The following is a 19,893-nucleotide window of genomic DNA, read 5'->3' as shown; positions in this document are numbered from 1 at the left end:
GCTTTCTCACTCAGACCGAACGGACCTGGTCGATCAGGTCGAACAGCGCGTCGTCGTCGGCACCGTCGATGTTGTCGACGAGGTCGCTGTGGGCACCACCGCGCAGGGTGCGCACGAGGTCGTTGATCCGCACCATCAGTTCGTCGACCCGCTCCGGCGGCAGTTCCACCCCGGCGCAGCCTGCGGCCAGCGCATCGAGCTGTCCGACGATCCGCGCGCCCGGGTCGTCCACGGGGGCGATCTCGGTGCGCAGATAGTTGGCCAGCGCGGCCGCGTTGGGATAGTCGAAGACGATCGTGGTGCGCAGTTTCGCGCCGGTCGCGGCCTCGAGGCGGTTGCGGAACTCCACGGCGCCCAGCGAATCGAAACCCAGGTCGGTGAAGGCGGTTTCGGCGGGCACGGCCTCTGCCGACGCGTGGCCGAGGACCGCCGCCGCGTGTGAGCGGATGACGCCGAGAATGATCCGCTCCTGTTCGGCGGGCTCCTGCCCGATCAGACTCGACAGCAACTTCGCCGACTCGTCGGAACCACCCCCTGCCGCGCGGCGCGGACCACCGCGCAGCAACGACCGCAGCATCGCGGGCATCTCGTCCACGTCGCCGAGCGAGCTCAGCGCGGTGAGGTCGAGCCTGGCGGGGACCGCGAGCGGCCTGCCGGTCGCCAGCGCACTGTCGAACAGGGCCATGCCGTCGTCGTCGGTGAGCGGGATCAGGCCTTCGCGGCGCATCCGCTGCAGGTCGCGCTCGGTCAGGTGGCCGGTGATGCCGGTGCCGCGCTCCCACAGCCCCCACGCCATGGCGGTCGCGGGCAGACCGCGATGCCTGCGGTGCTGGGCCAGTGCGTCGAGGAAACCGTTGGCCGCGGAATAGTTGGCCTGGCCGGGATTGCCGAGCAGGCCGGCGATCGAGGAATACATGACGAACATCGACAAGGTGTGCCCGCTGGTCGCCTCGTGCAGGTGCCACGCGGCATCAGCCTTGGGGCGGAATACCTTTGAGATGTCGTCGGGGGTGTGTTTGGTGAACAGTGCGTCCTCGACGACGCCCGCGGTGTGGATCACCGCTGTCAGCGGGTGGGCGGCGGGGATTGCCGCGATCAGGGCGGTCAGGGCGTCGCGGTCGCTGACATCGCAGGCGGCGATGTCGACCTGGGCGCCGAGTGCGGTCAGGTCGGACGCGAGTTCTCGCGCGCCGTCGGCGTCGGGTCCACGGCGGCTGGTCAGTAGCAGGTGCCGGGCCCCGTAGGCGGTTACCAGGTGGCGGGCGGCCAGTGCGCCGAGGCCGCCGGTGCCGCCGGTCACCAAGACGGTGCCGTCGGGATCCAGCGGGGTCGGCACGGTCAGTACGTATTTGCCGACGTGGCGGGCCTGGCTCAGCTGCCGGAAGGCCTCGGGTGCACGGCGTACGTCCCAGCGGGTCACCGGAAGTGGCTGCAGCACACCGGATTCGAACAGGGTGCGCAGTTCTGTCAGGATCTCGCGCAACCGGTCGGGGCCTGCCTCCATCAGGATGAAGTTCTGGTAGCGGACGCCCGGGTGGGTGCGCGCGATCTCGTCGGCGTCGCGCAGGTCGGTCAGGCCCATTTCGATGAACCGGCCGCCGCGCGACAGCAGGTCAAGGGAGGCGTCGACCTTGTCGCCCGCCAGTGAATCGAGCACGACATCGACACCGCGACCAGCCGTGACCTCGAGGAACTTGGCCTTGAAGTCGGTGGTTCGGGTATTGCCGATCCGCTCGTCGGCGAACCCGTTCGCGCGCAACACATCCCACTTGCCCGGGCTGGCCGTGACGTAGAGGTCCAGCCCGAGATGCCGGGCCAGCTGCACCGCGGCCATACCGACACCACCGGTGGCGGCGTGGATCAGCAACGACTCCCCCGCCCGCACCTGCGCGAGGTCGACGAGCGAGTAGTAGGCGGTGGCGAACACGATCGGCGCGGCCGCCGCGTCCTCGAAGGACCAGTCGGCCGGGATCTCTATGACGGTCCGCTGATCGGCCACGACCGTGGCGCTGACGCCGGTGAAGATGCCCATCACCCGGTCGCCGACGGCGAAATCGGTGACGTCGGGGGCGATCTCGACGACGATGCCCGCACCCTCACCACCGATGGCGGTGTCGGGGATCGGGTACATCCCGAGCACGATCAGCACGTCACGGAAGTTCACGCCCGCCGCCCGGACGGCGATCCGCACCTGCCCCGGCCCCAGCGGCTCGATCTCGGGCTGCGAGGCCAGAATCATGTTGTCGCCGTTGAGAGTTCCGCGACGGTGGTCGACGAGTTGCCAGTCGCCACCGTTGAGCAGTTCGGCCGATCCGACGGTGTCCGCGCCTGCGCGGACCAGGCGTGGCGCGTGTGTTTCTCCGTGCCGGATCGCCAGTTGCGGCTCGGTTGGATGCGCGGCAGCGGTCGACACTGCCTCTCGGTAGTCGCCGCGACCATCGAGATCGAGCAGAGCTATGCGCCCGGGATGCTCGTTCTGCGCGGTACGCAGCAGACCGTTCACGGCGGCACCGGCCAGATCGGCGACATCTTCGGCACCGTGTACCGCGACTGCGCCGTTGGTCACGAAGACGATCAGCGCCTTGGCGAATCGGTCGTCGGTCAGCAGTTCCTGCACAACTGTCTGTACGGCGACTACGCGCTCGCGCACGACATCGGGGCCGAGATCAGCGGCTGACTCGATATCGATAGCACGGGCGAGCCCGGTAGCCGAGTCATCACCAACGACCTGGTCGGCACCGGCACCGAGCGCGGTGGCATCGCCGAGTATGCGCACGACGACGAGGTCTCGATCGGTTCGCACGCAATGCTCCACCGAGATGCTCTCGGCCGGAGACGTCAGCTGAGTCCATTCACCCTGGCCCACAACAGGTTCGACCGACGGAACAGTCACCCAGTTCATCTCGTACAGCCTGCCGTCCGAAGAAGACGGCCGCTGGCCCAGCGCCTCGAGGGGGATCTCGCGCAGTGCGAGAGATTCCGCTTCGGCGACGGGTCTGCCCGTCGAATCGCTCAGTTCGAGCCGGATCCGGTCCGTACCCACCGGGGTCAGGCGAACGCGCAACGATGTCGCGCCGACCGCGTGCAGTGAGACGCCTTCCCAGGCGAACGGAAGCCGGATCTTGCCGGAGTCGGTCGGGCCGACAGTGCCGGTGGCGATCATCGCGTGCAGGGCGGCGTCGAGCAGGGCGGGGTGCAGGCCGAAGTCGGCGGCGTCGGCGGCATCCGATTCCGGCAGCGCCACTTCGGCCAGCACGTCGTCGCCGTGGCGCCAGACCTGTCCAAGACCGCGGAATGCCGAGCCGTAGTGGTAGCCGACGGCCGCCATCGCGTCGTACGGGTCACCCAGTGCCACGGCGACGGCGCCGGCGGGCGGCCACGAGCCCGCGTTCGGTGAGCTCACCGTCTCGTTCGCCGGTTGCAACGTGCCGGTGGCATGTCCGATCCACGGCAGCTCTTCGCCGGAAGCAGTCTGCAAACGCGAATACACCCCGAACGTCCGGTGCCCTGAATCCTGCGCCGGACCGGCGACCACCTGCAGCTCCACCGCGCCGCTCTCGGGCAGGACGAGCGGAGATTCCAGCACGAGTTCCCCGACGACCGGGCAGTCCACCAGTTGTCCTGCATGCCAGGCGAGTTCGATGAATGCCGTGCCGGGCAGCAGCACCGCGCCACCGATGCGGTGTCCGGCCAGCCACGGATGCGAGTGCAGCGACAGTCGCCCGGTCAGCAGCAGCCCACCGTCCTGGGCGAGGCCGATCTTCGCGCCGAGCAGCGGGTGTTCGGCGGCGTCGAGCCCGGCGCCGCGCACATTGCTGCCCTCGGACACCTCGAGCCAGTACCGGTCGCGCTGGAAGGCGTAGGTCGGCAGGTCGACCGGGCGCGCGCCGGAACCTTCGAACACCGCAGTCAGATCGAGCGCGGCCCCACTCGAAAACAGCGCCGACAGTCCCGCCACGAACGCGAGGTCACCCGCGATACCGGGCCGCTGTAGCGCGGCGGCGGTCAAAGTCTCGCCGTCGTCGGCGATCTCGTGCACCATCGCCGTCAGCGCGGCACCGGGACCCATCTCGGCGAAGCAGTTCACCCCGCCCTGCTCGCGCGCCCAACGCACCGCATCCAGGTAGCGGACCGGTTCGCGCAGGTGGCTCACCCAGTAGTCCGGTGAACACAGCTGTGCCGCCTCGGCCACCTTGCCGGTGAGTGCCGAGATCACCGGCAGCGTCGGCGGACGATAGGTCAGACCGGCACAGACCTCACCGAACTCCGCCAGGACAGAATCCATCTGCGGAGAGTGAAAGGCGTGACTCACCCGCAACCGGGTGGTCCGCACACCGTCGGCCGTCAACTGCTCGGCAATGGCCTCGACCGAACTCGCCACACCCGAGATGACCACGGACGCAGGCCCGTTCACCGCCGCGATGCTGACGTCGTCGTACAGGCGGATCAGGTCGGCGACGGTCTCCGCGTCGGCGGCGACCGCGACCATCGCACCACCCGCGGGCGCGGACTGCATCAGCCGACCGCGCGCGGCAACCAGGGTGCAGGCGTCGGCAAGCGACCACACGCCCGCCACATAGGCCGCCACGATCTCACCGATCGAGTGGCCGAGGACGAATGCCGGTCGCAGGCCCCATGATTCGGCCAGCCGGTACAGCGCCACCTCGGTCGCGAACAGGGCGACCTGGGTGATCTCGGTGCGATCCAGGGTCACACTCTCTTCATCGGCGAAAACCAGTTCACGCAAAGGGGTTTCGAGGTGCTGATCGAATTCCGCGCAGATGTCGTCGAACGCTGCCCGATACACCGGAAAGCCTTCGTACAGTTCACGACCCATGCCGACGCGTTGCGCGCCCTGACCGGGGAACATCACGGCCGTCACCGCCGCACTCGCGGTGCCGCGCACCACATTCTGCGCCGACCGTCCCTGCACGAGTGCGCGCAAGCCTTCGGTCAGTTCCTCGACATCATGGCCGACGATCACGGCACGGTGATCGAACCGGGCGCGGGTCTGTAGCAACGACAGACCGACATCGACCGGTTCGATCTGGCGATCCGTGTCGACCCGGTCGAGCAGGGCGCTCGCCTGGGCGGCCACCGCGTCAGCGGACCGGGCGGTCACCACCCACGGAATGACCAGCGGTGCAACAACATCGGGACGCTCCACCGAGGGGAGGTAGTCCCCGCGCTCGACAACGACGTGCGAGTTGGTGCCGCTGATCCCGAACGACGACACCGCGGCACGCGGCGTACGCCCGGTCTCCGGCCACGGCTGCGCCTCGGTCACCAGCCGGACCGTGCCCGAGGACCAGTCCACATGCGGGGTCGGCTCGTCGACATTCAGCGTCGGCGGCACCACCCCGTGCCGCATCGCCATCACCATCTTGATCAGCCCACCGACACCGGCGGCCGCTTGGGTGTGGCCCATATTCGACTTGAGCGATCCGAGCAACAGCGCGTCACCGCCGGCCCGCTCGGCCCCGTAAGTCGCGAGCAGGGCCTCCGCCTCGATGGGATCGCCGAGCCGGGTTCCGGTGCCGTGCGCCTCCACGACATCGACATCGGTCGTGGTCAACCCCGCATCCGCGAGCGCCGAGCGGATGACCCGTTGCTGTGAGCGCCCGTTCGGCGCGGTCAGGCCGTTGGACGCGCCGTCGGAGTTCACCGCCGTGCCGCGCACCAGACCCAGGATCTGGTGCCCGTTGCGCCGCGCTTCGGAGACGCGCTCGAGCAACAGCATGCCAACGCCCTCACCCCACGCGGTGCCGTCGGCGCCCGCGGCGAAGGACTTGCACCGGCCGTCGGCGGCGAGGGCCCGCTGGGTGGAGAACGCGACGAACGCGGCGGGTGTCGCCATCACGGTGACACCACCTGCCAGCGCCAACGTCGACTCGCCGGAGCGCAGCGACCGCACGGCCTGATGGATCGCGACCAGCGAGGACGAGCACGCGGTGTCCACGGTGACCGACGGCCCTTCCAGGCCGAGCACATAGGACACCCGTCCCGAGGCGACGCTGGAGGCCTGGCCGGTCATCAGGAAGTGCTCGATCGTCTCGCGCACCCGCTCGTCGATATCGCGCGAGGACGGGCCTTCGGTGTCGGGCATCAAACCGACGAAAACGCCTGTGGCACTGCCTCGTACGGTCGTGGGATCGATGCCTGCTCGCTCGAACGCCTCCCATGCCGTCTCGAGAACGAGACGCTGCTGCGAATCCATCGCCTGCGCCTCGCGGGGGCTGATCCCGAAGAAGTTCGCGTCGAACTGCGTTGCGCCGTCGAGGAATCCACCCGTGCGCACATACGACTTGCCGGGCACACCCGGTTCCGGATCGAACAGGCCCTCGATATCCCAGCCACGATCGGCCGGCCACTCCGACACCAGACTGCGCCCGTCCACCGCCGCCTGCCACAGCTCCTCGGGCGAGGTGACCCCGCCCGGATAACGGCATGCCATGCCGACGATCGCGATCGGCTCGGTGGCCCGCGCTTCCACATCGTCCAGACGTGCCCGGGTGGTCTGCAATTCCCGGATCGCCTTCTTCATGTAAGTGCGTAGTTCGTCTTCGCGAGCCATAGGGCAAACATCTCCTGCATCAGCGGTAATCGAAGGGGAGGCGAGCAGTGCGGCGGGGTCGGGTATTCGCCCCGACGGTCTACTCGACAACACTGACCGGCGTCACGCTACGACAGTGGGCAACAATTTTCCGGTCCCCGAAGGCGGCTTTGGGAAACGACCAAAGGTCGTGGCGGCCTCCCTGACATTTTCCAAACGCATTGCCACCGGGTTGCCGCGATTCGTAAGGTCATGCGCCATGGCAACGACTCCCGATCCACTACCGGATCAGCACGGCCGACGATTCGTTATCACCGGGGCCAACGGCGGCCTGGGTGAGGTGGTGACCCGTACCCTCGCCGCGCACGGCGCGACGGTGATCATGGCGTGCCGCGACCCGAAACGAGGGCAGGCGGTCGCCGATCGGCTCACCGGCGATATTTCGGTGGCGGCCCTGGATCTTGCCGATCTGTCCGATGTGCGGCGATTCGCGCAACAGTGTGGCGAATTCGATGTACTCATCAACAATGCCGGTCTGATGAATGTGCCGTTCGCGCGCACAGCCGACGGATTCGAAACACAATTCGGCGTCAACCATCTCGGCCATTTCGCCCTGACGGGGCTGCTACTGGACAGAATCCGCGACCGGATCATCTCGCTGTCGAGTATTTCGCACGGCTGGACCAACGCGCTCCCGCTCGACGATCTGCGTTTCGAACATCGTCGATACAGCAGGCATTCCGCCTATCCGGAATCGAAACTCGCTACCCTGATATTCGGTCGCGAACTACAGCGCAGGCTGCGCGAATCCGGGTCGTCGCTGCGGTCCTATGCGGTGCATCCCGGTGTCGCCCCGACCGGGCTCGTCGCCAAGACACAGACGCCGCTGGACTACGTCGCCGAACCGTTCATCCGGCTGATCGGTCAATCACGCACCGCCGCAGCGCGATCCATTCTGTATGCCGCCACCGCGCCGGATGCGGACCCGGACATCTATTGGGGTCCGACCAAGCTGTTCCACACCCGCGGGCCGATCGGCGCGTGCCCATCGAGCGCGTTGTCGCAGGAGCAGGCGCTCTGGCGGCAACTGTGGGCGGTGTCCGAACGCGCCACCGGTGTCCGCTTTCCCGCCGCGGCGGTGCTCCGTGAAAATTGACCTGCGCACCCTCGCCTGTGCCGTGATGGTCGGGCTACTCGCCGCCTCGGGCCCGCAGTCGGCCACGGCATCCCCGCCGGTCTATCCGGCACCGGACCCCGACCCCTTCTACGCAGCGCCCGCCGATCTCGCCGCGCACGAACCCGGTGCCGTGCTGGCCGTCCGCGTGCAGGAGCCACTGCCCTACTTCCCCACCGCCACAGTCACTTTGGTGAAGTTCCGGTCCAACGACTCCCAGGGCCGTCCCATCGCGGCGACCACCACGATCCTCACCCCGAAAGACCACCGCCCCGGCGCACCCCTGCTGTCCTACCAGCACATCATCAACGGCCTCGGCACCCAGTGCGCGGTCTCGCGCGCCCTCTACGCCTACGACCCCAATCTGCTCTATCGTGCTGTGCCGCTGCTGAACACGATGCTGCTGCGCGGCTGGAGCATCGCCCTGCCCGATCACCTCGGCCCGAACGCCGCCTACGGTGCGGCCAAACTCGGCGGCCAGATCACCCTCGACGGCATCCGCGCCGCCACCAGGGTCCCCGAACTCGGTCTGGCCGACAGCCCGTCGGCCATGCTCGGCTACTCCGGCGGCGGCATGGCGACCGGCTGGGCCGCCGCGCTCGCCCCGCAGTACGCACCCGAGCTGCGCCTGGTCGGTGCCGCCCAAGGCGGTGTGCCGATGAACATCACCACCATGGCGCGCGCCCTCGGCTTCGCCCCGCATCCGATGTTCGGCCTGGCCATGGCGGCAGCACTCGGGCTGGAACGGGAGTACCCCGACCGCCTGCCGATCAGCGGACAGCTCAACAACACCGGCTTGTCCGTGCGCGACGCCATGGCCAACGGCTGCACGGTCGAACTCATCGCCGCGGGCGCCATGCACAGCGCCTCCGATCTCGCCTCGACCGTCTCGCTCATCGACGACCCGCGCGCGTGGGAAGTGGGCGACCTGAACAGCCTCGAACTGTTCGAACCCGTCCCCACGATGCCGATCTTCGAATGGCACACCCCCATCGACCCGCTCATCCCCGTCGACGCGGTCGAGCGCACCAACCAGCGCTACTGCCAGGCCGGGACCCCGGTGCAGTCCGAGCTGTACCCGAGCCCCGATCACCTGGCGACCGCGGTCATGGGTTTTCCGTCCGCCGTCGCGTGGCTCGACGCCCGTTTCCGTGGCGAACCCGCGCCGAGCAACTGCTGACTCCAACGAGTAAGGACCAACCATGCGCCGCATCTGGACGGCCGCGCTGACGGTGCTGTTGTGCACCGTCAGCGCCGGAATATTCGCTCCCGCAGCAACTTCCGTGCCGCAGTACCCCACCTCCGATCCCGACCCGTTCTTCGCCGCACCGGCCGATATCGGCGACTTCGCCCCCGGCGACGTGGTGCGCACACGCAAGTTCAACCTCGGCCCGTACCAGGGCACCGACATCTGGCACGTTGCCTTCCGCTCCACCAACTCCGCCGGCGACCCGATCATGGGCGTCACCACGGTCATGATCCCCGCGGGCGTGGCGAACCCACCGCTGGTGTCGTACCAGGCGCTGATCAATTCCCTTGGCACCAAGTGCAATCCGTCCCACTCTCTGCTCAGCGACGAAACCCCCGACGCGTTCGGCGCGGTGCTGCCGCTGGGCCGCGGTTGGGCGGTCGCCCTGCCGGACTACCTGGGCCCGAACGTCGCCTATGGCGCGGCCAAGCTCAGCGGCATGGTCACCCTCGACAGCGTGCGAGCACTGCAACGCGCCACCGAACTCGGCCTCGGCCAGTCCCAGATCGCCCTGGCCGGCTACTCCGGCGGCGGACTGGCGACCGCGTGGGCCGCCGCCATGCAGCCCACCTATGCCCCCGAACTGAAGCTGGCCGGTGTCGCGGCGGGCGGCATCCCCGCAGACCTCGAACAGATGGCCCTCGGCATCGGCTTCGGCCACCATCCCGGTTTCGGCCTCGCCTGGGCGGCGGCCATGGGCCTGGAACGCGAATACCCCGAGCGCCTACCGATTTCCGACCAGCTCAACGGCGAGGGCCTGTGGTACCGGGACTTCACCGCCGACGAATGCCGCCGCTTCCTGCTGTTCCACGGCATCACCCGCAGCGCCGAACAACTCGCGGCGACCAAGTCCCTGATGGACAACCCCGAGGCACGAGCGGTGTTGCGGGAGAACAGTTTGCGCCACTACCCCGAAATCCCGGAAACCCCGATAATGCTCTGGCACGGCGTCTTCGACGGCCTCACCCCCTACGACGCCGTCGCCGACGTAGCCGCCCGCTACTGCGCAGCAGGCGCCCCGGTGACCTTCTCCCGCTATCAGATCGCCGAACACATGACCACCGCAGTCGTCGGCCTCCCCGAAGCCTGGAACTTCCTCGAGGCCCGCTTCCGCGGCGAACCCGCACCCACCCGCTGCTGAGCTCCGAACCTGCCCGACGGTCGCAAACCTCTTGTGCCACAGATAGTCTGGAACCGGGAGGAGGATGCATTGCTGATCGATTTCGTCCCTGAGAGGGAGCTGTATCCGTTCGAGTCGCAGTGGTTCGACTCGTCCGCCGGGCGGGTTCATTACGTCGACGAGGGTGATGGTCCACCGATCCTGTTCTGTCACGGTGCGCCAGCGTGGAGCTTTCTCTACCGGCACATCGTGAACGAGCTGCGTGATCGGTATCGGTGCATCGCCGTCGATTTTCTGGGTTTCGGATTGTCCGGGCGCCCAGCCGGGTTCGGCTACACGGTCGCCGAGCACACCGCGGTTCTCGGCGAGCTGATCGACCACCTGCAGCTCGCCGACTTCGTGCTGATGGGCCACGACTGGGGCGGGCCGATCGGACTCGGCGCGGTGACCGCACGCGCGGACCGAGTGCGCGGGATCGTGTTGGGCAACACCACGTTCTGGCCGATGCAATCCCTGGCGAACCGTGCGTTCAGCACAGTGATGAGCAGCCGTTCGATGCAGCGGCGAATCCTCGAGAAGAATTTCCTCATCGAGCGCGTCCTGCTCGCCGAACTCGGGCGCACACTCACCCCAGCCGAAGCCGACCATTACCGCCTGGTACAACCCACCCCCGAAGCCCGCCACGGCCTCACCGTGATGCCACGGGAAATCCGCGCCGCCCGCCCCCTGCTGGACCAACTCTCCCGAGAGGTACCCGCTCTACTCGCCGACAAGCCGGCCCTGCTGACTTGGGGAATGCGAGACATGGCCTTCCGCCCGAACGCCTACATCCCCCGAATGCGCTCCACCTTCACCGACCTCGAGATCATCGAGCTCCCCCGCGCGGGCCACTTCATCCAGGAACACGAACCGAACACAATCTCGGCCGCGATCGCGAAGCGGTTCCCCTGAAGCCGGCGTGAACGAGCGACCGATGAGTTCCGGGCGTTGGTGGCGTCCTATCGGTAAGACCGATCGTCGGTTCGGTACCGAGAGGGAGCGCGAGTATGAGGGTGGCTGCGTCGAAGGATGGGACGGAACTCGCCTATGACGTTTCCGGTGACGGACCTGCGCTGGTCTACATCACCGGAGCGATATGTTTTCGCCGGTTTCGGCCGGTTGCCGGGGATGCGCGGGTGTTCTCCTCGGCGTTCACTGTCTACAACTACGACCGGCGGGGGCGTGGGGACAGCGGGAACACGCTGCCGTATTCGGTCGAGCGCGAGGTCGACGACATCGAGGCGGTTGTCGATGCCGCCGGTGGGCGGGCGGTTCTCTATGGGCATTCGTCGGGGGCGGCGCTGGCGCTCGAGGCGGCGGCTCGGATGCCGGAGAAGATCGACAGGGTCGTGATCTACGACGCTTCGTATGTGCACGAGGAGACCGAGCGGGTTTCCTACGCCCGGTTGGCGGACAAGGTGCGAGTCCTGGTCGATGAAGGCGACAACGCTCGCGCGCTGAAAGTCTTTCTGCGCGGGATCGGGATGCCGAGCGCGTTCGTCGCATTGCTTCCGTTGTTTCCTGGCTGGAAAACGATGAAAGCCCTCGCTCCGACATTGATGTACGACATCGGGATCACCGAGGATCTGCCGCCGGTGCAACGATTCGCGAGCATCGAGGTGCCCGTGCAGGTGGTGGTGGGGCAAAAGAGTCCGCCCGAACTGCATCAGGTGGCCCGCGCGCTGGCCGATGCCATTCCCGGAGCGACCCATCAGGTGCTGGCCGGACAGGATCACATGGTGAGTGCCAAGAAACTGATGCCGATGCTGATCTCGGCGAACGGGTGAAGCGGCCCCGCCCGGTCGGGTGAACACCAACGTGCCCACCCGGATTCGGGGCGGCTCAGTTCTCGGCGGTTCGGTTGTCGAGCACGGTCTGCAAGCTCGCGTTGATGCGCTGGGCTTCGGCGAGCTGGTCTTCGAGGATGACGATGCGGCAGGCGGATTCGAGAGAATTGCCCGCGTCGACCAGTTCGCGGACGCGGCCCGCGATGCGCAGTTGGTAGCGGGAGTAGCGGCGGTGGCCGCCCGAAGAACGTTGCGGGATGAGCAGTTCGGCCGCGTCGAGGGCGCGGAGGAAGGCCTGGGTTACGTCGAGGATTTCCGCGGCGCGCCCCATGCTGTAGGCGGGGTAGTCGTCGTCGTCGAGCTTGTCGGCGGCACTGATGCCGTCGGCCGTGTTCAGGTTCGGTTGCTGCACAGCACCTCTCGTGATTCAACGTCGGAAGGCCCCGGCGCACTGTGCGCCGGGGCCTGAGATTTACGGATGAGGGATTGACTTCAACGGTAAGTGACTTTTCAGAAACCCACCACCTCCTGTTTCACCGGTCCGACTCACGATGTTCGTTCACCTTGCTGTGTTCATCTTGCTGTTGTTCATCTTGCTTCTTCGCCCCCTCCGCCGGTCCGGCCTACTGCACCGGATTCTCTTCTCCGCCGGAGGGGACGGTGGAACCTTCTGCTCCGGGCAGTTCATCTGCCCGGCCTCTTGGACTCTCTAGTTCGTACTCCAGCGACTGTACACACCCACTTCCAGAATGTCTACACCCGCGACAGTAGATTTTTTGTCGCAAGGGAATCCCGTTCCGCCAGGGCTGGGACCTGCGCTGTTACGTCGTCAGCGGCGACGGGGGCGGGAACGTCGTTCGAATGGACTGCCGCAGTGGCCGGGCGGATGCCAGGGCTTGGGTGCGGCTGACGTAGACGGGCAGCCATTCGGTGAGGCCGGCGGCGACGATGATGCGGTCGGTGACCGTGGGAACGGGGTTGACCACGCTCATGCGCGCACTGCTCTGCTGGGCCCGGGTGGCCATGTCGAGGATTGCCCGGCAGGACATGAAGGTGACGTCGCGGATGTCGATCACCAGGTGACCGGACTCCCCCTCTGCCGCCAAGGCGTCGTCGAGGATCGTTCGCCACTGCGGCAGGGTGCAGGCGTCGATCTCGCCGTGCACGTGCAGGATGGTGGCCGTGTGATGCAGGGTGAGTTCGGCGCGCAGCTGGGGCGGCGCGGCGAGGGTGCTGTGATCGTCACGGCTGGAATGGGTGTTCACGAGTTTCTCGAATCCTCGGGCACCGGCAGGAAATGATGCTGCCCCCAGCCGGTCCTGGTGACTCAAGAGCGGCTGGTGACTACATTTCAGCACGCGCGTTCGGCGCTGTCACCGATTGTGACGGATCTGATGCCGACCGTGTCGCGGTCATGAGCAGCCCTCGAGCGTCGCGTCGGCCAGTTCCGTGAGCACGTCGGCGATTTCACGGCGCCTGCTCATCGCCCGGACCTGCCGTCGTGCCCCGTTTCCGCGCTCGACCAGCGCGGCGACGGCGTCGGTGACGAAGTCGTGGTCACCGTAGCGGCGCAGGGCGGGCTGGATCTGTTCGACCAAGTCGGCGAGCAACTCGCGGTGCGGCACGACGCGACCGCCGACGACGTCGAGGCCGTCACCGTCCAGTCCGGAGCGGGCCGCGTTCCAGTAGGCGGCGCGAAGAATTTCGCCTGGTACGGCGGGCGCGCCAACATTCTCGGCGACGGCGTCGAGCGTGGTGCCGACGATGCCTCGGATGAGCGCGGCCAGCAGCGCGGATTCTTCGACCGTGGCGGGCACGTCGCTCACCCGGATCTCGACGGTCGGGAAGGTCTCCGACGGGCGGATGTCCCAGTAGACCATCTTGTTGTCCAGGATGCTGCCGCTGGCCCGCATCATCGCCACGATCGATTCGTAGTCGCTCAGTGAGTCGAAGTACGGCGGTGGACCGGCGCTGGGCCAGCGGCGCCACAGGATGCTGCGCCAGCTCGCGTAGCCGGTTTCGCTGCCGCGGTAGATCGCCGAATTCGCGGTCAGCGCCAGCAGGACCGGCAGCCATGGGCGCACGTGATTGCTGACCTGCACCGCGACGTCCCGGTCGGGCACCGCGACGTGCACGTGGCAACCGCACAGTCCCTGCTCGTGCGCGATCATGCCGAAACTGTGCGCGATGCGCTGATAGCGGGGTGTATCGGTGACCGGATATCCCTCGGGGACGGTCGGCGGGACCGCCACCGCCAGCAGACGGACGTTGTGCTCGGCGGCGCATTCGGCGACCCGGCGGCGCGAGGTCCGCAGGTCCGCCAGCAACTCGCCGATGTCGGAGTGCACCGCGCTGCTCGTTTCGACCTGGCAGCTCGTCAGTTCGAGCTGCAATTCGACCCCGGCCCGTTTCGCCGTCTCGGCGACGAGGGTGTTCTTCGGCGCGGGCGCGCCGGACTCGGGATCGGTCAGCAGGAATTCTTCTTCGACGCCGACGGTCGGAACCTGGGCGGGCACTGCATCACCTACTTCAGAGACCACGGGCCATCGGTCCGGTGGGGACCGATGACCCGGGCGGTGTATGGGCCGGTCAGTCGCGGAAGGCGTCCTTGACCTTCTCGCCGGCGTCCTTCAGGTTCGACTTCACCTGCTCGCCGCGGCCCTCGTTCTCGAGGTCGCGATCGTCGGTGGCACGGCCGGTGGCTTCCTTGGCCTTGCCCGCGAGCTCTTCTGCCTTGTTCTTCGCCTTGTCCGCGATGCTCATGACATTCCTTTCAGGCTGCTTCTCGGCCAGCTGCTGACCGTGGGCCATCCTGGGGACCCATGGACGGCCTACCCGGGTCCGCCATGTGCAAACAGGCACCGCGTCGGCGGTGAATAATCAGACCCATGACCGAACGGGACGACGTATCCATGACAGAGCGCGCTCTGGTCGAGCGCGTGATCGGAGTGGGTGACCCGTTGACGGTCGGCCGGTTCCGGTTCCGGTTCGCCACGCGGCAGTGGGAGTGGTCCGACGAGGTGGCGCGGATGCACGGCTACCCCGCAGGCACGATGCCGACGACGGAGATGTTGTTGTCGCACAAGCACCCTGACGATCGCGACCGGGTCGCGGCGATGATCACCTCGGTCGAGGACAGCGGCGCGTTCTCCAGCCATCACCGCATCGTCGACACGCGCGGGCGGGTCCGCGATGTGCTGGTCGTGTCGGAACCGCTCGCCGACGTCGACGGGACGGTGATCGGGACCGAGGGCTATTACATCGACCTGTCCGACACCGCGGCCGAGTACCGGCGAGAGGCTCTTGACAGCACCCTGCCCGGATTGCTGGAGGCGCGGGTGGTGATCGAGCAGGCCAAGGGCGCGTTGATGCTCGCCTACGGTGTGAGTGCCGATCAGGCGTTCCGGGTGCTGCGGTGGCGCTCGCAGGAGACCAATGTGAAGCTGCGCGCGATCGCCGAACGGGTGGTAGCCGAGTTGCCGACCGTAGCCACCGACGAGGTCAGGCTGCGGACTCGGCTCGACCACGTCCTGCTGACCGCGCACGAGGGCATCCGGGCCGACCCCGTCGGCTAGTCGGCCAGACCGGTCCGCCGGGTGCCGACGCGGAAATTCGGGGAATGGGGTCGGGGTCCGGCCGCGGCGGGACGGGCTCGCCGGGGCCGGGCGGCGAGGGCGGGCTCGGCACCGGATCGGGGCCGGGCGGAGTCGGAATCGGAGCGGGACCCGGCGGGGACGGCACGGGGTCACCGGGGCTCGGCGGGATCGGGTCCGGTGCGGGACCTGGCGGGGTCGGCACGGGGCTCGGCCCGGTGAGTTCTATCGGAAACATCGTCGTCCTTTGTCGGTGGGCGGTCGGCGTCGGTCCGAACGGACGTCGGCATGCTGTAAAGCTCGCGCGGATCAGGAGTCCGGTTCGATCCGGGTCCAAGCGCGATGCTCACCCAGGTCGGTGAGCAGATCGGTGGTGGCCCCCCCGGCGTCGGCGACGGTGATTCCCGGTGCGTCGGCGTCGATGTCGTTGCGCTGCAGCACCGATGCCGCGGTGCCGACGGCGGCGATCGCCTTGCCGTGTCGCCACATTTCCTCGACCAGCAGGTCGACCCTCGGATCAGCGGGTCCGGCCAGCAGCAGCGCACCGTCGAATTCGACCGAGCGCATCGTGGCGAAGGTTCGGGCCACCGGCTCACCGCCGATGATGCCGCCGTGCGCTGCGACGATCATCGGCGTGACGAGTGCCGCGGTGAGGGCGGTCGAGACCTCCTGTATCGCCTCGGCCTGCGTGTTGTCGTCCACAAGTACCGCGACCGTGCGCCCGTCCACCGGGAAACTGCCGTGCCGTTGCGACAGCGCGGCGCTCGGCGCGAGATCGACGGGTTGGGCGGTCGCTGCCGGGGTGTCGAGCCCGAGTTGGCCCGCGACGTATTCGGCCAGCTCGCTGTCGACGTTGACCAGCATCTGCAGGCCGCGCTTCTGGATCGTCTGGGACGTGCACTTGCCGAGTTCGAACGAGAACGCGTCGGCCAGGTGCTGCTGTTCGCCGGCGGTCAGGCTGCGATAGAACATGCGCGGTTGCGAGTAGTGGTCGGCGAACGACACCGCGCCTTCGCTGTTGGCGGAGGTTCGCAGTTTCGCGGTCGGCGGTGGAATGGGTGTCGGCGAATCGACATAGGCCTCGCCGGCGAAACTCGCCGCGTACGGACAACCGCCGCCGAGCGAATTCGGTTTGTACGCAGCAACTCCCGGGTGCACCGCGCCCTGGTGCATGCCGTCGCGGAACAAATCGTTGACGTCGGCGTGCGGCGTGTTGATGGGCAGCTGCGTGAAATTCGGGCCGCCGAGCCTGCTGATCTGGGTGTCGAGATAGGAGAACAACCGGCCCTGCAGCAGCGGATCGTCGGTGACCTCGATGCCGGGCACCAGATGCGTCGGACAGAACGCCACCTGCTCGGTTTCGGCGAAGAAATTCTCCGGATTCGCCGTGAGCCGCAGCGTGCCGATCGTCTGCACCGGCGCCAGTTCTTCGGGCACGAGTTTCGTCGGGTCGAGCAGGTCGATGCCCTCGAAGAGATGGTCGGGGGTGTCCGGGAAAACCTGGATGCCGAAATCCCATTCCGGTGCCGTGCCGGTGGCGATCGCGTCGGCCAGATCCCGGCGATGGAAATCGGGATCGAAACCCGCTGTCAGCTGGCATTCCTCCCACAGCATCGAGTGCACGCCCAGCCGGGGCTTCCAATGGAATTTCACCAAACTGGTCGTGCCGTCCTCGGCGACCAGCCGATAGGTGTGGATGCCGAATCCCTCCATCATGCGCAGCGAACGCGGCAGCGCCCGATCCGACATATTCCAGAAGGTGTGGGCGGTCGCCTCGGTGTGCAGGGTGACGAAATCCCAGAAGGTGTCGTGCGCGGATTGCGCCTGCGGGATCTCGCGGTCGGGCTCGGGTTTTCCGGCGTGGATCACATCGGGGAATTTGATCGCTTCCTGGATGAAGAACACCGGAATGTTGTTGCCGACCAGGTCGTAGACGCCTTCGCCGGTATAGAACTTCACCGCGAAACCGCGGGTGTCACGCACGGTATCGGCCGAACCGCGCGAGCCGAGCACCGTGGAGAACCGGACGAAAACCGGTGTGCGGGCATCGGCGGCCAGGAACTTCGCGCGGGTCAGCGAGGCGGCGGCGCCGTTCGCGACGAATACCCCGTGCGCGCCGGTGCCGCGTGCGTGCACGACGCGTTCGGGGATGCGTTCGTGGTCGAAGTGGGTGATCTTTTCGCGCAGATGGAAGTCCTGCAGCAGCGTCGGGCCGCGCGGCCCCGCCTTGAGCGCGTGATCGGTATCGGCCACCCCCGCACCCTGCGGAGTGGTCAACCGCGGACCCTGTTGGGCGCGCAGCGTCGCCTCACCGGGAATCGGTGCGCCGGTAGGGCTGCGCAGCGCGGGCCCCTCCTGGTCCGGTGCGGGACCGGCCTGCTCACACGGCGTCCCAGGATCCTCATCGGGCGGCGTCGGCGGGCGGGTGAACTCAGGAGGAATGTCGTGTTCGGTCATAGTCTTTCGTCGTCCCTTCGCAGTCGGGAAACTCAGAGAATGGGCCTGCCACCGGGCACCGCGAGCCTGCCTGTTTGTTACCAGTGGGAAAAACCTTTCCCCCGGGGGACTACCGCGTAATCGACTCGGTAAACAGCGGTTCGGTCACAGGTGAGGGGGTACGCGCCGAATATGGAAATAATTGCGATCATCGCCCTGGTCGTCCTGGTCGCGGTGGTTCTGCTGATGCGCAGGCCACGCGGTAAACGCCCCGGCGAACCGGAGTCGACGGGCAACGACCCGAAATGACCCCGAGGCGTGACCCGATGGTTACGGGGTAACCTCCGAACAACGATTGTGGAACGAGGGAGGTGGCGTGCGAGCTCGAGATCGCGACACCGCTCCCCGCTCGCGGACCATCGGATTCCAGGTGCCCGCCGAACTCGACCAGCTCAGCATGGTGCACGCGCTCGCCGAAACCGTGCTGCTGGTCCGCGGTTTCGCGCTCGACGAGGTCACCGACCTGCTCCTGGCACTCGACGAGGTGGCCACCGCGTTGATGCTGGTCGCGACGCCGGAATCGCACATCGACTGCTCCTTCACCGGCGGTGACGGAGCGCTCGGCGCCCGGGTGAGCGCACTGGCCCGCGAGCCCGCCGCCCTCGACGAGAACTCCTTCGGCTGGCACGTGGTCGCGACGCTCACCGACGCGTTGCGCACCGAATACGGCGGCTTCGACCCGGCCCGCGACGGCTATCCGACCACCGTCGAGTTCGGCTGGATCCGCCGACTGCACGGACCCGCCGCCTCCTGAGCAAGTGAGGTTAGTCTCGTAGGTAGGGCATAGCCCCGGGTCCCGGTGGGTACCCCATGAACACATCCGCAACCGCCCCGGAAGCGAGGCACCACGCGATGACATGGGAATCAACTACAGCAGTCGAACAACCGGCAGCTCGCCGATCGCACTCCCGCGGCGACAGCTACGACAACATCGAACCGTGGTTCGAGAAGCTGCGCGCGCTGCCGCCCGACGACGAGCAACGCGACACGCTGCGGGCGAAGATCATCGAGTTGTCGCTGCCACTGGCCGATCACATCGCGCGCAAGTTCAACGGCCGCGGCGAGCAATTCGACGACCTGGAGCAGACCGCCCGGGTCGGGTTGGTGCTGGCTGTCGACCGCTACGACGTGACCCGTGGCTCCTCGTTCCTGTCGTTCGCGATCCCGACGATCATGGGCGAGGTGCGCAGGCACTTCCGCGACCGCACCTGGGCGGTGCGCGTGCCTCGCAGACTCAAGGAGATCCAGCTCAGAATCGGTCCCGCCACCGAGGAACTGTCCCAGCGGCTCGGCAGATTGCCCAATGCCCGCGAGCTCGCCGCCGAGCTCGACGTGGACCTGGTCGAGATCACCCGCACGCTGGTAGCGGGCAACGGATACCAGAGCAATTCGATCGACGGCGTCACCCACGACGGCCGCGACGACTCCACCCAGCCGATCACCGACACCCTCGGCGCGGACGAACCGTGCTACCAGCTCACCGAAGACGCGATGGCGGTGCGCCCGCTCATCGCCGCGCTGCCCGCCGAGGAGCGCCGGGTGCTGATCATGCGCTTCTACGAGTCGCGGACCCAGGGCCAGATCGCCGAGGAACTCGGTGTCTCCCAGATGCAGGTTTCGCGGATCCTGTCGCGGACGCTGGCACTGCTGCGGGAGCAGGCACTCGCCGAGCCGACGCGGGGACCGACGCCCTTGCAGTGACAACCGACGCCCGTCGCAGTGACAACCGACGCCCGTCGCAGTGACAACCGACGCCCGTCGCAGTGACATCAGCGCCGCCACGTGCCAGAATTGTCCTAGGTTGAGACCTCCAGCCGACCCCGGTTCCCGTGCACCGCACCTTGCCTGTCGGCCAATGGCCTTCGGTCGTGCGAACCGGAAC

General features: G+C 67.5%; 14 protein-coding genes. 8 read left to right on the top strand and 6 right to left on the bottom strand.

Annotation, left to right across the window (positions count from 1 at the left end; translation table 11 throughout):
* Positions 1–10: 10 nt before the first annotated feature.
* Positions 11–6,574, bottom strand: a complete 6,564-nt coding sequence (locus ACFWUP_RS19615) for a type I polyketide synthase (RefSeq protein ID WP_379236188.1) — start codon at positions 6,572–6,574, stop codon at positions 11–13.
* Between the two features lie 238 nt (positions 6,575–6,812).
* Here ACFWUP_RS19615 and ACFWUP_RS19610 point away from each other — a divergent pair, with 238 nt between their 5' ends.
* From ACFWUP_RS19610 to ACFWUP_RS19590, 5 genes are all read left to right on the top strand, one after another.
* Entirely contained in the window at positions 6,813–7,709 is an 897-nt protein-coding gene (locus tag ACFWUP_RS19610) for an SDR family NAD(P)-dependent oxidoreductase (protein WP_379236186.1), read from the top strand.
* Between the two features lie 25 nt (positions 7,710–7,734).
* Complete coding sequence (locus ACFWUP_RS19605; RefSeq protein WP_379236297.1) at positions 7,735–8,907, top strand: lipase family protein; 1,173 nt, start codon at positions 7,735–7,737, stop codon at positions 8,905–8,907.
* Between the two features lie 22 nt (positions 8,908–8,929).
* A complete protein-coding gene (locus ACFWUP_RS19600) occupies positions 8,930–10,117 on the top strand; it encodes a lipase family protein (RefSeq protein WP_379236184.1) in 1,188 nt (395 codons plus the stop codon).
* Between the two features lie 69 nt (positions 10,118–10,186).
* The gene (locus ACFWUP_RS19595) at positions 10,187–11,047 is read left to right on the top strand and encodes a haloalkane dehalogenase (RefSeq protein ID WP_379236182.1); all 861 of its coding nucleotides are present in this window, start codon (positions 10,187–10,189) and stop codon (positions 11,045–11,047) included.
* A 95-nt stretch (positions 11,048–11,142) separates the two neighbouring features.
* The gene (locus ACFWUP_RS19590; RefSeq protein WP_379236180.1) at positions 11,143–11,922 is read left to right on the top strand and encodes an alpha/beta fold hydrolase; all 780 of its coding nucleotides are present in this window, start codon (positions 11,143–11,145) and stop codon (positions 11,920–11,922) included.
* Between the two features lie 55 nt (positions 11,923–11,977).
* Here ACFWUP_RS19590 and ACFWUP_RS19585 read toward each other — a convergent pair whose 3' ends face one another.
* The 4 genes from ACFWUP_RS19585 to ACFWUP_RS19570 form a co-directional block, all read right to left on the bottom strand.
* Complete coding sequence (locus ACFWUP_RS19585; RefSeq protein ID WP_379236178.1) at positions 11,978–12,334, bottom strand: MerR family transcriptional regulator; 357 nt, start codon at positions 12,332–12,334, stop codon at positions 11,978–11,980.
* Between the two features lie 409 nt (positions 12,335–12,743).
* Complete coding sequence (locus ACFWUP_RS19580; RefSeq protein ID WP_379236176.1) at positions 12,744–13,187, bottom strand: anti-sigma factor antagonist; 444 nt, start codon at positions 13,185–13,187, stop codon at positions 12,744–12,746.
* Positions 13,188–13,334: 147 nt separating this feature from the next.
* Positions 13,335–14,438 (bottom strand): glutamate--cysteine ligase, encoded by a 1,104-nt coding sequence (locus ACFWUP_RS19575; protein ID WP_379236174.1) that lies wholly within the window; start codon positions 14,436–14,438, stop codon positions 13,335–13,337.
* 73 nt (positions 14,439–14,511) lie between these two features.
* Entirely contained in the window at positions 14,512–14,685 is a 174-nt protein-coding gene (locus ACFWUP_RS19570) for a CsbD family protein (protein ID WP_379236172.1), read from the bottom strand.
* Between the two features lie 125 nt (positions 14,686–14,810).
* Between ACFWUP_RS19570 and ACFWUP_RS19565 the strand changes: the two genes are divergently transcribed.
* Complete coding sequence (locus ACFWUP_RS19565; RefSeq protein ID WP_379236170.1) at positions 14,811–15,497, top strand: PAS and ANTAR domain-containing protein; 687 nt, start codon at positions 14,811–14,813, stop codon at positions 15,495–15,497.
* Between the two features lie 327 nt (positions 15,498–15,824).
* Here ACFWUP_RS19565 and ACFWUP_RS19560 read toward each other — a convergent pair whose 3' ends face one another.
* Entirely contained in the window at positions 15,825–17,972 is a 2,148-nt protein-coding gene (locus ACFWUP_RS19560; protein WP_379236168.1) for a catalase, read from the bottom strand.
* Positions 17,973–18,327: 355 nt separating this feature from the next.
* On the opposite strand from ACFWUP_RS19560, the gene ACFWUP_RS19555 reads away from it, so the two are divergent.
* Both ACFWUP_RS19555 and ACFWUP_RS19550 read left to right on the top strand, forming a co-directional pair.
* Positions 18,328–18,765 carry an anti-sigma factor gene (locus ACFWUP_RS19555; protein WP_379236166.1) on the top strand — a complete coding sequence of 146 codons (438 nt, stop codon included), beginning with the start codon at positions 18,328–18,330 and terminating at the stop codon, positions 18,763–18,765.
* Positions 18,766–18,863: 98 nt separating this feature from the next.
* The gene (locus ACFWUP_RS19550) at positions 18,864–19,712 is read left to right on the top strand and encodes an RNA polymerase sigma factor SigF (RefSeq protein ID WP_379236295.1); all 849 of its coding nucleotides are present in this window, start codon (positions 18,864–18,866) and stop codon (positions 19,710–19,712) included.
* The last annotated feature ends 181 nt before the right edge of the window (positions 19,713–19,893 follow it).

This window comes from Nocardia sp. NPDC058658, assembly GCF_042716665.1.
GTDB lineage: Bacteria > Actinomycetota > Actinomycetes > Mycobacteriales > Mycobacteriaceae > Nocardia.
Note: the sequence above shows the minus strand (reverse complement) of the source record. Positions and strands in the feature narration are given on the sequence as shown.

Coding starts and splice junctions, on each gene's coding strand:
- ACFWUP_RS19590 (WP_379236180.1), top strand. CDS start 11,143: ATGAGGGTGGCTGCGTCGAAGGATGGGACGGAACTCGCCTATGACGTT.
- ACFWUP_RS19550 (WP_379236295.1), top strand. CDS start 18,864: ATGACATGGGAATCAACTACAGCAGTCGAACAACCGGCAGCTCGCCGA.
- ACFWUP_RS19600 (WP_379236184.1), top strand. CDS start 8,930: ATGCGCCGCATCTGGACGGCCGCGCTGACGGTGCTGTTGTGCACCGTC.
- ACFWUP_RS19565 (WP_379236170.1), top strand. CDS start 14,811: ATGACCGAACGGGACGACGTATCCATGACAGAGCGCGCTCTGGTCGAG.
- ACFWUP_RS19610 (WP_379236186.1), top strand. CDS start 6,813: ATGGCAACGACTCCCGATCCACTACCGGATCAGCACGGCCGACGATTC.
- ACFWUP_RS19570 (WP_379236172.1), bottom strand. CDS start 14,685: ATGAGCATCGCGGACAAGGCGAAGAACAAGGCAGAAGAGCTCGCGGGC.
- ACFWUP_RS19560 (WP_379236168.1), bottom strand. CDS start 17,972: ATGACCGAACACGACATTCCTCCTGAGTTCACCCGCCCGCCGACGCCG.
- ACFWUP_RS19605 (WP_379236297.1), top strand. CDS start 7,735: ATGGTCGGGCTACTCGCCGCCTCGGGCCCGCAGTCGGCCACGGCATCC.
- ACFWUP_RS19615 (WP_379236188.1), bottom strand. CDS start 6,574: ATGGCTCGCGAAGACGAACTACGCACTTACATGAAGAAGGCGATCCGG.